Origin of the sequence: Nocardia coubleae NBRC 108252, assembly GCF_001612805.1 — a bacterium.
Lineage (GTDB): Bacteria > Actinomycetota > Actinomycetes > Mycobacteriales > Mycobacteriaceae > Nocardia > Nocardia coubleae.
Map to the genome: position 1 here is coordinate 493,653 of NZ_BDBD01000004.1, position 12,461 is coordinate 506,113.

11 protein-coding genes are annotated in these 12,461 nt (G+C 65.4%); 9 read left to right on the top strand and 2 right to left on the bottom strand.

From position 1 onward, the window contains the following. Window positions 1-6: 6 nt before the first annotated feature. From NCO8_RS04170 to NCO8_RS04180, 3 genes are read left to right on the top strand one after another with little or no spacing between them, the layout of a single operon-like run. Entirely contained in the window at window positions 7-477 is a 471-nt protein-coding gene (locus tag NCO8_RS04170) for an acetyl-CoA carboxylase biotin carboxyl carrier protein (protein ID WP_157104762.1), read from the top strand. Continuing rightward, window positions 474-1,865: an acetyl-CoA carboxylase biotin carboxylase subunit gene (gene accC / locus NCO8_RS04175; RefSeq protein WP_067636397.1), complete on the top strand. Its 1,392-nt coding sequence runs from the start codon at window positions 474-476 to the stop codon at window positions 1,863-1,865. The genes NCO8_RS04170 and accC overlap by 4 nt, the downstream gene beginning before the upstream one ends. Window positions 1,866-1,924: 59 nt before the next feature. After that, entirely contained in the window at window positions 1,925-3,088 is a 1,164-nt protein-coding gene (locus NCO8_RS04180) for a sensor histidine kinase (protein ID WP_067636399.1), read from the top strand. Between the two features lie 13 nt (window positions 3,089-3,101). On the opposite strand, the gene NCO8_RS04185 is transcribed toward NCO8_RS04180, so the two are convergent. Further along, on the bottom strand, window positions 3,102-4,286 hold the full coding sequence (locus tag NCO8_RS04185; protein WP_067636401.1) for a sensor histidine kinase: 1,185 nt from the start codon (window positions 4,284-4,286) through the stop codon (window positions 3,102-3,104). A 110-nt stretch (window positions 4,287-4,396) separates the two neighbouring features. Between NCO8_RS04185 and NCO8_RS04190 the strand changes: the two genes are divergently transcribed. The 6 genes from NCO8_RS04190 (at window position 4,397) to NCO8_RS04215 (ending at window position 11,022) form a co-directional block, all read left to right on the top strand. Continuing rightward, window positions 4,397-5,296 carry an ABC transporter ATP-binding protein gene (locus NCO8_RS04190; protein WP_067636403.1) on the top strand — a complete coding sequence of 300 codons (900 nt, stop codon included), beginning with the start codon at window positions 4,397-4,399 and terminating at the stop codon, window positions 5,294-5,296. Beyond that, a complete protein-coding gene (locus tag NCO8_RS04195; protein WP_312032665.1) occupies window positions 5,293-6,144 on the top strand; it encodes an ABC transporter permease subunit in 852 nt (283 codons plus the stop codon). The genes NCO8_RS04190 and NCO8_RS04195 overlap by 4 nt, the downstream gene beginning before the upstream one ends. A gap of 70 nt (window positions 6,145-6,214) precedes the next feature. Further along, window positions 6,215-7,411, top strand: coding sequence for an FAD-dependent monooxygenase (locus tag NCO8_RS04200; protein WP_067636405.1), 1,197 nt, complete (start codon window positions 6,215-6,217; stop codon window positions 7,409-7,411). Window positions 7,412-7,545: 134 nt separating this feature from the next. After that, window positions 7,546-8,067, top strand: a complete 522-nt coding sequence (locus tag NCO8_RS04205; protein WP_281201967.1) for a PadR family transcriptional regulator — start codon at window positions 7,546-7,548, stop codon at window positions 8,065-8,067. Window positions 8,068-8,170: 103 nt separating this feature from the next. Further along, window positions 8,171-9,586: an MFS transporter gene (locus tag NCO8_RS04210; protein WP_067636409.1), complete on the top strand. Its 1,416-nt coding sequence runs from the start codon at window positions 8,171-8,173 to the stop codon at window positions 9,584-9,586. Between the two features lie 173 nt (window positions 9,587-9,759). Beyond that, window positions 9,760-11,022 (top strand): FAD-binding oxidoreductase, encoded by a 1,263-nt coding sequence (locus NCO8_RS04215; protein WP_439951667.1) that lies wholly within the window; start codon window positions 9,760-9,762, stop codon window positions 11,020-11,022. A gap of 62 nt (window positions 11,023-11,084) precedes the next feature. Here NCO8_RS04215 and NCO8_RS04220 read toward each other — a convergent pair whose 3' ends face one another. Further along, on the bottom strand, window positions 11,085-12,431 hold the full coding sequence (locus NCO8_RS04220) for a M16 family metallopeptidase (protein WP_067636411.1): 1,347 nt from the start codon (window positions 12,429-12,431) through the stop codon (window positions 11,085-11,087). Window positions 12,432-12,461: the final 30 nt, after the last annotated feature.

Genomic DNA, 12,461 nt, shown 5'->3' on the forward strand with positions numbered 1-12,461 from the left:
AAACCGATGACCACAGACAAATCGTTGAGCCACATGATCGATGAGGTACGGGGCCTGGTCGCCGACCTGAACCCCCGGCCACGCCGGCTGCGCGTGCGGGCGGGCGAATTCGACCTGGAGATGGAATGGCCGGACGGTCCGGCGAGCGTGACCGCGGCGCCGGTCCCGGTCGTCACCGTCGAAGCGGTGAGCCCGGCGCCGGAATCCGGCGCCGTCGCGATCGAGTCGCCCCTGGTCGGGCACTTCTTCCGCAGCCCTGAGCCCGGAGCCGACCCGTTCGTCTCCCCCGGCGACTTCGTGGAGGAGGGGCAGGTGGTCGCGATCGTCGAGGCGATGAAGCTGATGAACCGCATCACCGCACCCGGTCCGGGACGGGTGGTGCGGATCCTGCCCGAAGACGGTGACGTCGTCGAGTACGGCCAGCAGCTGATCCTGCTCGAGCCCGACGAGTCGGCCCCGATGGAGATCGCGTCATGAGCCCGGTGACCGATCCCGAACGGCCGATCAAGACGGTTCTGGTCGCCAACCGGGGTGAGATCGCGCTGCGCGTGGTGCGGGCCTGCCGGGAACTCGGATTGCGCAGCGTGGTGGTGTATTCGACCGCCGACGCGGATTCGATCGCCATGCAACTGGCCGACGACGCGGTGTGCATCGGCCCGCCGGAGCCCGGTCGCAGCTACCTCAACATCCCCAACGTCATCGGCGCGGCTCTGCGCACAGGTGCCGACGCGGTCCACCCCGGCTACGGATTCCTCTCGGAAAACGCGGATTTCGCCTCGGTGTGCGCCGAGGAGAACCTGATCTTCGTCGGGCCGTCGCCGGAGACGATGACCGCGCTGGCCGACAAGGCGGTGACCCGGGCGCTGATGAGCGCGGCCGGTCTGCCACTGCTGCCGGGGACCACGTCGGTGCTGACCGGTGCCGAAGAGGCCGAACGGGTCGCCGAGGAGATCGGCTACCCGGTGATCCTCAAGGCGGCGGCCGGTGGCGGTGGCCGCGGTATGCGGGTGGTCCGCGAGCGTGCCGAGATCGAGGACGCCTACCGCCGCACCCAGACCGAGGCCGCCCTCGCCTTCGGTGACGGCAGCCTCTACATCGAGCGCTACCTCGAGGGCGCCCGCCATATCGAGGTGCAGATCCTCGGCGACCGCCACGGCAATATCGTGCATCTCGGCGAACGGGACTGCTCGGTGCAGCGCCGGCATCAGAAGCTGCTCGAGGAATCACCGTCGCCCGCGCTCGACGACGCCACCCGCGCGGCGATCGGTGCCGCGGCCGTCGCGGGAGCCCGCTCGGTCGGGTACGAAGGGGCCGGGACGATGGAGTTCCTGCTCGACCGTGACGGTGGCTTCTGGTTCATGGAAATGAACGCACGCCTGCAGGTGGAGCATCCGGTCACCGAAATTGTGTGCGGGATCGACCTGGTCGCCGAGCAACTGCGGATAGCCCAGGGACAACCCCTGAGCTTCGGGCAATCCGACGTCGTCGTACGTGGGCACGCGATCGAATGCCGGATCAACGCCGAGGATCCGGCGCGCGATTTCGCACCGACGACCGGGCAGGTCACCCGCTATCGCCCGCCTGCCGGGCCCTGGGTGCGGGTCGACAGCCACCTCGAGCCGGGCGTGACGGTGTCGCCGTACTACGACGCGCTACTGGCGAAGGTCATCGTCTGGGCCGCGGACCGACCCGCCGCGATCGACCGCATGATCCGCGCTCTCGACGAGCTCGTACTGGAGGGCCACGGCCTCACCACCAGCGCGAGCTTCCACACCGACATCCTGTCGCGACCCGAATTCCGTTCCGGCGATTTCGATCTCGGTCTCGTCGCCACCACCCAGCGCACCCGAACGGAGCTTCCCTGAAATTCGCGTTCACTCCGGCTGTCGGCCACTTCAGGAACCGTCGATCCAATCGCGTGGGCATGGAAACACTCGCTGCCCGAATGCTGGACTCCTGGCCTCCTCGGCTGGGTCGGCGGCAATGGGTGCGCCTGAGCGTCGCGGCGGGCGTGGCCGGGTTCGTCGCTGTGCTTTCGACCACGTTGGCCGACACGGACCTGGCCGTAGGGACGGTCGTCGCGCTCGCACTGGCCATCGGCATTGCCGAAACACTAGCCATGCGGGTCCCGATGGCCGGCTGGGCACTGGCGCTGAGTGCCGTGGCTGCCGCCTCCGTGCTTGCCCGACCCCAGCCGGAGTTGTGGGTCGATCCGATGCTCACCGGCTATTTCGTCGTGCTCGCCAGTGGCGCGGCGCGGGCAGGCCCACGGACCACCGCTGCGGGCTGGGTGGCGACGGTCGCGGTCGCCACCGGCGTGGCCCTAGTGCTGCGCCCCGCCGAATGGCTGGTGGGGATTCTCGGTGCGACTGCGGTGGCGGGACTGGTGCTCTCTACGGTGATCGCGGTGCGAACACTCGGCGTCACCAGCAGCAACCTGCGTCGCGAACGCGAGGCAACCGAGCGGCAACGTCTCCTCACCACTCGATGGGAGGAACGCGCCCGCATCGCGCGCGAACTGCACGATGTCGTCGCTCACCATATGACGGTGATCGCAATCCAGGCCGAGGTCGCCAAACACAGCGACCCGCCACCAGGGCCCGCCACCATTGCCCGGCTCGACACCATCCGCACGGGCGCCGCCCTCGCGCTCGGCGAAATGCGCCAGATCCTTGGGGTGTTGCGTGGAGATGCCGCACTGCTGCCGCAGCCGACCCTGCGCGACCTCCCCGAGCTGGTGGACGCGGTCCGCGCGAGCGGCACCCACATCACCCTGACATGCACAGGAGAAACGACAACAGTCACCGACGCCCTCGGTCTTTCCGCCTATCGCATCGTGCAGGAAGCGCTCAGCAACGCGACCCGCCACGCGCCGGGATACCCAGTCGTTGTGGAAGTCGCGGTCACCGAGGAGGAGATCGAGATACGGGTCACGAATCCCTGCCCGCCCGCGCCAGCGGACGCAGGCCACGGCCACGGCCTACTCGGCATGCGCGAACGCACAGCGATGCTCGGCGGTTCCTTCACCGCGGGTTTCGACGGCACGAAATTCCGTGTCACCGCGACACTTCCGCTGCGGGCTAACTAGACCGGCAACGGTGTCAACCGATCTTGCTCGGCAGCCGGGCGGCTACCCGGAAACCACCCTCGGCGGTATGCCCCGCAACCAATTCACCGCCGAGTGCCTTCGCGCGTTCGGCCATCCCGATCATCCCGTGACCACCCGACCGGGTGACTATCCGCGTCGACACGGTGGATCGTGAATTGTTGATTGTGACGTACAGCTGGTCGGCGGTGCAGAACACCGACACGGTGATCGATGCGCCGAAAGCATGGCGGACGACATTGGTCACCGACTCCTGAATGATCCGCGCAGCCGCGACAGCCACCACCGCGGGCAGTTGCTCCACTGGTCCGCCGAGCTCGACCTGCACATCGGAACCGGCAGCGCGCGCACCCTGGACCAGCGATTCGATGTCGGCGATTCCCGTCGTCGGAGTTGTCGGTGCCGACGCGCTGCCACCCCGAATCGAGTTCAGCAGCGAGTGCACCTCACCCAGCGCGTCGCGACTCGCAGCCTTGATCGCGATCAGCGCACTCGCGGCTTGTTCGGGCTTGCGCTCGATCAACTCGAGAGCGACGGAGGACTGCACGTTGATCATCGACAAACTGTGCGCAAGGACGTCGTGCAATTCCCGGGCGATGGTCAATCGCTCCTCGGTTGCGCGCTGTTCGCGCAGCGCCTCTTCGCGTTGACGCTGAGCAAGTTCATTGCGGTGGGCTACCTCGAGCCGTTGGCGCCGGGCCTCCGCGATGGCCTTCTGCTGCCGAATTCCCTCGGCCACCAGGACGAAGACGCACAGCCAAGCGCTCACCGCGAGCACGCGCCAGCCATTGACCGGCCACCCGTATGCCGCCGGTGCAGGCCACACCAACAGCAGATATCCGATCAAGACCACCGGATACGTACGCCGTCGCGGAACAACCGTCGCCGCACTGAGGAACGCAACGATCACTGAGAGGAAGATCGGCCCGTAGCCATAGCCGACTCCCACGAAAATTGCGGCGATCACCAGCGTGGCGACAAACACCGATGCACGGTAGCGCCTGCGCAACAGCAGAGCGATCGGCCCGGCGACGAGTAAGGCATACCCGGCCAGATCGAGCGATCTGGTTCCGTTCTCCGCGTTTGCGGTCGGTCCACCACCGATCTGGATGACAGCGACGGCGAGGGCTGAGACGATCGTCCAGGTCCGAGCGCCCGGGCGCCACAAAGGTTCTCGCACGACCGCACGATATATCGCGACCAATGCTCCTGTCGTACGTCCAGATACGTACATCACGAGCCGCCGCTCGGCGGATGTGTCTCGGTGGCTGGTGTCAGAGGCTTTGTGCCATGAGAGATTCCATTGTGGTCACCGAACGGCTGACCAAACGCTATGGCAACGCGACCGCCGTGGACGCGGTCAGTATGCGTGTCGAACCCGGAGAGATCTACGGCTTCCTCGGACCCAACGGCGCCGGAAAGACGACCACGCTGCGGATGCTTGTCGGCCTCATCCGTCCGAGCGCGGGCACGGCGTCGGTGCTCGGCCACCCACCCGGCGACCCGGAGGCGTTGCGCCGCATCGGCGTTCTGATCGAGGGCCCCGGCTTCTATCCGTACCTGTCGGGCCGGGACAACCTGCGCGTGCTGGGCCGCTACCGCGGTCTCGGCAAAGACGACATCGAGGATGTGCTCGCACGCGTCGGGCTCGCCTCGCGCGCCGACGACAAGTTCCGCACTTACTCGCTCGGCATGAAACAGCGGCTCGGTGTAGGCGCAGCCCTACTCGGCCGCCCGGACCTCCTCATCCTCGACGAACCTACCAACGGTCTCGACCCGGCAGGCATGGCCGAGATGCGAGAGTTGATCGTCGCCCTGGCCGCAGACGGTCACACGGTGCTGCTGTCGAGCCACATGCTCAGCGAAGTGCAAGACATCTGCGACAGAGTCGGTGTGATCTCCCACGGCAGCTTGCTCGCTCAATCCACAGTGGCCGAACTACGGGGCAACTCAACGCTTCTCATCCGCGCGGAACCTGCCGATGTGGCACTGCAAGCCGTGCGGCGGCTGACCGGGGATCAGTCGGCGATGCTCACTGCCGAGGGGATCCGGGTCGAGGGTTTGGCCGAATCCGCGCGACTGGCTCGCGCGGTCATCGAAGCCGGCGCCGATCTGCACGAGTTGCGAACCGACGAACGATCGCTCGAAGACGTGTTTTTCGAAATGACGAAGGAAGAGGTGACGAGGTGACGGACCTCGCCGCAAGCACCATGGCCGAGTTCGGACGGCTGCGCAGATGGCCCGCCTTCTGGATCATCCTCGGGAGCTGGATTCTGATGAACGTCACGTTCGCCTATATCTTCACCTACCTCGCCTATACCTCGGGTGACGCGGACAGCCGCATGTCGGACGGTCTCCCGCCGCAACTCCTGCTCCAGCAGATGGCGCCGAGCGCGGTTCCGGAGACATTTACGCAGGGTATGGCACTGTTCGGCGGCGCTCTCGTGTTGATTCTCGGCGCCCTCACACTCGGCAGCGGGTACGGCTGGGGCACCTGGAAAACGGTTCTCACACAGGGCCCTTCACGCATGAGCACCATCGGTGGTTCGCTCATCGCCCTGGCCACCGTAGTCGTGTCCCTCGTGTGCGTCGCGTTCGCCGTCGACCTAGTCGCGGCCTCGACTATCGCCGCCGTCGAGTCACAGCCGATAACCATGCCTGGTGCCGCCGAGACCGCCCACGGGATCCTCGCCGGTGTAGCCATCCTGGGGATGTGGGTACTGGCGGGGGCGCTGATCGGCACGCTGGCCCGTGGTCCGGCACTTGCGGTCGGGCTCGGCTTGGTGTGGGTGCTGGTGGTCGAGAACCTCTTGCGCGGCGTCGCGTCCATCTTCGATCCGATTCGATTGCTCACCGACCACCTGCCCGGAACCGCCGCGGGCTCGCTGGCCGGTGCGATGCGCAGCGTCGAAGCCGGTGATACGCCAGGTGTTCTCGACATCTTGTCGCGGAGCGAGTCACTGGTAGCACTCGGCGCCTACGCCGTGATCTTCGCCGTGGCGACTCTGTGGCTGGTTCGGCGTCGAGACCTTTCCTGAACCTAGGCAAGGTCCGTTTGGAATGGTACATTTAGAACTGTTGAGCAACTCTAGTGATCGGAGTCAGCACATGACCAAGTCGAATGGAAAGATCATCATTCTGGGCGGGGGGATCGGCGGGCTGTGTGCGAGCATCGCGTTCCGCCGCGTCGGCCTCGACGCCCATCTCTACGAACAATCTGCGAGCTTCGGCGAAGTCGGCGCGGGAATCCAGGTGTGGGTCAAGGGAATGAAGGCTTTCCGCGAACTCGGCTTGGCGGATGAGATCCGCCGTCGGGGCGCCGAGGTCTATCAGCATCAATTCTTCAACCCGGAGGGCACGCCCCTCTACCGCGCCCCGTTGGCCGACCTGGCCCGACAGCACAACGCGCCGATGCCGGTGATGATCAGGCGGCCTGAGTTGATCGACGCACTGAGCGGTTCCGATGATCTGGGGCCGGTCTCGTTCAATCACCGGGCGGTAGCCGTCGAACAGAATGCGCGGGGCGTCACCGTCACCTTCGAAAACGGGCACAAGGAAAGCGCGGATATCGTCGTCGCGGCAGACGGCATCAATTCCCGCATCAGACGCGCCGTCTTCCCTGATGTCCACACCCGCACGGCGAGCTATCGCTACGTTCGGGCACTGGCTCGACGCGAACCGCCCAACGGCCCCAATCTCTTCACGATGTATTTCGGCCGCGGGAACCGGATCGCCATCGGGGATTGTGGCGACAATTACCTGTACTGGCTGGTCGGACTGAAGAATCCGACGCTGGCCATCGATGAACCGAACGAGCGACTCAAAGATGATCTGCTCCAGCGATTCAGCGTGTTCCCCGATGCTGTCCGCAATGTCATCGAGGTAACGCCCCCGAGCGCGCTCATCCATCACTATGTCCGCGATGTCGAGCCACTCCCCTCGTGGAGCAGTGGTCGCATCGTCTTCCTCGGTGACTCGGCGCACGCCACGACACCGAATCTGGGGCGAGGTGCCGGCGAGGCGATCCTCGATTCGATTGTGCTGGCACGCCAGCTCTCCCAGACCAGCCTCCGTGATCAGCTCGGCATCGACAGCGCATTCGCCGCCTATGAAGCAGCGCGACGGCCCCAGAGCGAGGCATTGCAGCAGATGTCGTGGAAGATCGGCTTGATCTCCTCCTGGGACGGGTTTGCCGCGACGAAAGTCCGTGATCTTATGATGAAGACAATCGTCGGCAAGAAGCAGGTCGAGAAAATGCACGAGGAATTCCAGCTCGACGTTCCCTCGCTGCCTCAGCCCGTGTAGTCGAGCCAGTCGACGAAAACTACCGCAGAACGCGGCTGACACCAGCCGGTGGCATCTCGCCGCTGTGATGCCACCGGCGCACTGAAGGGAATGCAGAGAATTTGACCTCCGATAAACTGAGCCCGACCTCGTATTTGGTACTCAGCATCGTAGCCCGGATAGGACCGTGCACGCCGTTCGACATGAAGAAGAGCGTCGAACGATGCATAGGGTTCTTTTGGTCGTTCCCACATTCCCAGCTGTACGCGGAGCCGTCGCGACTCACCGATATGGGGCTGCTGTCGGAATACCAGGAACCGACCGGACGGCGCCGCCGGTTGTACACGATCACCGAGCGCGGTCGTGCCCGGTTGGCCGAGTGGTGGCATACCGATGGGGAATCGATCCACGAAATCCGTGACAGCGGGCTGCTCAAGCTGTACTTCGGAAACCTCACCTCGGTCAGCAACTCGGCGGAAGTAGCGGCGATGGAAACGGCGGCGCATCAGGAGCGCCTGGATCGTTACCGCAAAGCGTACAACTCGATGATCGACGACCCTGAACGCGATCCACTCGAACTTCGAACCCTCGAGTTCGGGCTCCGTTACGAGGCACTCGCCGTAGAATTCTGGCACGGTACCGCCGAACAGCTGGGATCGGAACCGCAGGAGAAATGATGGCGTCGATGGATGCCACGCATCAGCCGTAGAGGCGTTCCCTGCGGACCGTCAGTTTCCGAGAAACGCTGCTACCGAGTTCCGTTACCGACAGGACATAACCATGACTTTACAGCGTACAAATGTTGCGCGAATATTTGCCCTTACGGCTGTATCCCTCTTTATGACTTCGCTCGACAATCTCGTTGTCATCACCGCTCTCCCGTCGATCCGAACATCTCTGGGTGCCGACCTGGCGGACCTGGAATGGACCGTCAACGCATACATCCTCTCGTTCGCGGTTCTGCTGCTCGCGGCGTCGAATCTCGGGGACGCTGTCGGTCGTCGAAAGGTCTTTCTCGGCGGGATGACGATCTTCACGGCTGCCTCTGTCCTTGCGGCAACCGCGACGACGATCGAGGTACTGGTCGCGGCGCGCGCACTGCAGGGCGTCGGAGCGGCGGCTGTTGTTCCGCTTTCGCTCACTTTGCTGGCCGGTGCCGTACCGGACAGCCGGCGGGGCCTGTTGCTCGGTGCCTGGAGCGGTGTCGGAGGCATCGCGATCGCTATCGGGCCACTTGTCGGCGGTGCGGTTGTCCAGGGAATTTCCTGGCAATGGATTTTCTGGATAAACGTCCCTATCGGAATTGCCGTCATCGCGCTGACGCCACGATTCATCCCGGAGAGTCGTGGCGCTTTCACGCGTATGGACTGGACCGGTGTCGCACTGTCGTCGGTCGGCCTGTTCAGCATCGTATTCGCCACCATCTCGAGTCAGCATTCAGGCTGGACGAGCCCGACCGCCGTCGCTGGACTTGCTGTCGGCGTGGTGGTCCTTACCGCCTTCTGTTTCTGGGAGTCGAGGGCGCACACACCGATGCTGCCGCTCGAGATGTTCCGAAATCGGGCCTTCGCGATGACCAATCTGGCCTCGCTGCTGATGTTTGTCGGCATGTTCGGATCGATCTTCTTGCTCGTCCAGTTCTTGCAGACGGCGCAAGGATATTCCCCACTGGAGGCCGGGCTGGCAACACTGCCTTGGACGGCTATGCCTGCACTCGTAGCACCACTGGCAGGCTTCGCCTCCGACCGACTGCACGGCGGGCGCATTCTGGCCGGAGGCCTCGGCCTGCAAGGCATCGGCCTGGCATGGATAGCACTGGTGATCGACGCCGCTGTCTCGTACCGCGCCCTGATCGCGCCTTTTGTGATCAGCGGCGTCGGAATGGGCCTGTTCTTCGCCCCGGTCGCCAATCTCGTCCTCGGCGCCGTCACCAAACAGAACGAAGGAATTGCTTCGGGTACGAACAATGCCTTCCGCGAGATCGGTGGCGTGATCGGGGTCGCTGTCCTGTCGTCGGTATTCATCTCGGCGGGCAGTTTCGCGGACGGGCAGAGGTTTGTGGCGGGTCTCGCACCCGCCTTGTGGGTCGGTGCCTGCCTCGTGATGGCCGGAGCATCGGCCGCGCTCGCTATTCCGCGAATCACCATGGCAGCCAGCCAGTCCCAACCACACGTCAAGGAAGAGTACGCGAGATGAGCATACGAAAAGTAGGCCGAAACCTCCCCTCCGACCTCAGTCGCAGACACTTTCTTGCCCTCGGTGGTGGCGTCGCAGTGGCCTCGACGCTGGCTGCATGCTCGGCCGGCGCCGAGGGCGGTACACCGGCTGCGGGCAAGGACCTCCGCTCGGCAATTCGAGGTCGGATACTGCTGCCTGGCGACGAAGGATTCGACCTCGCCGCGCGGCCGTGGAACTCGACCATCGATCAGTCGGTGCGAGCGGTCGCCCACATCGCCGATGCCGACGATGCGGCCGCTCTGGTCCGGTACGCACACAGTGCCGGCATGTCATTGGCGGTGCAGCCCATCGGTCACGGGGCCTCAGGGGCTGCCGAAGGGACAATCCTGGTACGCACCGACCAACTCGACCAGCTGCGCATCGACGCCGGTGCGCGATCGGCCCGGGTCGGCGCCGGAGTCTCCTGGAATGCGGTTCAAGCCGCCTCGGCTGCCGCGAACCTAACAGGTGCTCCGGGGTCTTCCAGCGCTGTCAGCGTTGCCGGGTACACGCTCGGCGGCGGGTTGAGCTGGTTCGGCCGTAAGTACGGCTGGGCGGCTGACAACGTGAAAGCGTTCGACGTCATCGATGCGCAAGGTCGTCGGTTGCGAGCGACCGCCGACACCGAGGCAGACCTGTATTGGGCGTTGCGTGGTGGCGGCGGTGACTTCGCCCTGGTCACCGCGATCGAGCTCGAGCTGCATCCCGCTCCCACGCTCTACGGCGGACGAATGCTGTGGCCTGTCCAGCGGGCCCCAGAGGTACTGGCGGCGTTCCGGAGCGTCACCGGGCAAGCGCCGAACGAATTGACCGTGTGGTTCAGTCTGTTCCAATTCCCCAAAGCACCGCCGATGGTCGGAATCGACGCCACCTACCTCGGGGACGCGGCCGAAGGCTCACGGCTGCTGCGACAGTTCGATGATATCGGCGGCCGGGTCTCCGACACACGGTCCACCATGGCGTTCACCGCCCTGGACTCGATCACCACCGAACCGTCGACACCGACACCGAGCAGGCACCGAGCCGCTTTCCTTGCCGACCTCGATGATGCGGCGGTCGGGAAACTGCTTGCCGAACCCGTCGCGCCGCTGCTCAGTGTGCAGATCCGCCACCTCGGCGGCGCGCTGGCCGAGCCCTCCGACTCCCCGGCTTCGGCGATCTCCGAGCGCTATTACATCGGGTTTCTCGGGATCCAGACAAAGCCGGATGATGCGGCGGCAATTCAGGCGCGGTCCCAGAAGTACCTCGATGCTCTCGGGCCCGAGCTGATCGGGCGCACACCTTTCACGATGTTGACCCCCGGACAGACCGCCCGTGATGCCTTTTCCCACGACATCATCGACCGCCTGCGCGAGATCAAACGCGCTCGTGACCCGCACGGGTTGTTCCGGAGCAATTACCAGGTTCTCGACTGACCGGCTGCTCGACCTGCCCGGCCGGTAGACCGGAGCTCAGGCCGCATCGCCTCCAGGGGAATTCAGTTCTCGACGAGTTTGCGAACCGAAGCGGGAAGATCGCGAGTCCGCTGGTAGGGGCCCGCGACGGCGGCGCCGTAGGGTCGGGCGAGCAGGGTACGGGCGATGGCATTGACCTCGTCGGTGGTGACGGCGTCGATGCGGGCCAGGGTCGCCGAGACACTGCGGTGGTTGCCGTAGCTGAGTTCGCTGCGCCCGATGCGGTTCATCCGCGATGCGGAGTCCTCGAGTCCGAGCACCAGGCCACCGCGCAACGAGCCCTTGGCGCGGGCGCATTCGGCGTCGGTGATGCCTTCGGCAGCGACTTCGTCGAGCACCGAGCGCGCCAAAGTGGCCACCTGGGCGAGGTTTTCGGGTTGGCAGCCGAGTGACACGGAGAACGCGCCGGTGTCGGCGAAGGTGTCGACGCTCGAGTACACCGAGTAGGCCAGGCCGCGTTCCTCCCGGATGCGCTGGAACAGGCGCGAACTCAGTCCGCCACCGATCACGGTGTTGAGCACCGACAGCGGCCAGCGCTGCTGCCCCTCGTGCCTGCCGAACGCGCGCACACCGAAGGTGAGGTGGGTCTGTTCGCTGTCACGGTTGATGCGCACGAGTCCCGGTGCGCCCTGGGCGCGGAACTTGCCCTCACGACGGGGTGCCGGTTCAGCGGCGGGGTCGAGGTGCGGGCCGAAGGCATGGCGGACCAGTTCGACGACCCGCTCGTGTTCGACATTGCCCGCCACCGCGACGACCATGCGTTCGGGCCGGTAACGGCGCTGGTGGAAGCCGCGCAACTGGGCGGCCTGCATGCCTTCGATGGATTCGACGGTGCCGATCACCGGACGCCCGATGGGGTGGTCGCCGAACAGGGCGGTGAGGAAGCAGTCGGCGACGAGGTCCTCGGGATCGTCGTCACGCATGGCGATCTCCTCGAGCACCACCTGACGCTCCACATCGACGTCGACGGCCCGGCACAGCCCGTTGAGCACCACATCGGAGACGAGTTCGACCGCCAGCGGCAGGTCCTCGTCGATGACGTGGGCGTAGTAGCAGGTCTGTTCCTTGGCGGTGAAGGCGTTGAGTTCGCCGCCGACGGCGTCCATGGTCTGGGCGATGTCGAGCGCGGTGCGGGTGGGGGTCGCCTTGAACAGCAGGTGTTCGAGGAAGTGCGCCGCACCGGCCACGGTCGGACCTTCGTCGCGCGAGCCGACACCGACCCACACGCCGACCGAGGCCGAGCGCACGCCGGGCACGTGTTCGGTGACCACGCGCAGCCCACCGGGCAGCACGGTGCGCCGCACTCCACCATCGGTGGTCACGTCCTGGGCGGTGCCGGTTCCGGATTCACTCAACTGTCGCTCGGTCACCCGATCCCACCGGACGGCTGTACTGGCATG

What these genes read in the sequence shown, in the direction of transcription:
- NCO8_RS04170 (WP_157104762.1), top strand. Translation starts at nt 7, where the DNA reads ATGACCACAGACAAATCGTTGAGCCACATGATCGATGAGGTACGGGGC.
- accC (WP_067636397.1), top strand. Translation starts at nt 474, where the DNA reads ATGAGCCCGGTGACCGATCCCGAACGGCCGATCAAGACGGTTCTGGTC.
- NCO8_RS04180 (WP_067636399.1), top strand. Translation starts at nt 1,925, where the DNA reads ATGGAAACACTCGCTGCCCGAATGCTGGACTCCTGGCCTCCTCGGCTG.
- NCO8_RS04190 (WP_067636403.1), top strand. Translation starts at nt 4,397, where the DNA reads ATGAGAGATTCCATTGTGGTCACCGAACGGCTGACCAAACGCTATGGC.
- NCO8_RS04200 (WP_067636405.1), top strand. Translation starts at nt 6,215, where the DNA reads ATGACCAAGTCGAATGGAAAGATCATCATTCTGGGCGGGGGGATCGGC.
- NCO8_RS04210 (WP_067636409.1), top strand. Translation starts at nt 8,171, where the DNA reads ATGACTTTACAGCGTACAAATGTTGCGCGAATATTTGCCCTTACGGCT.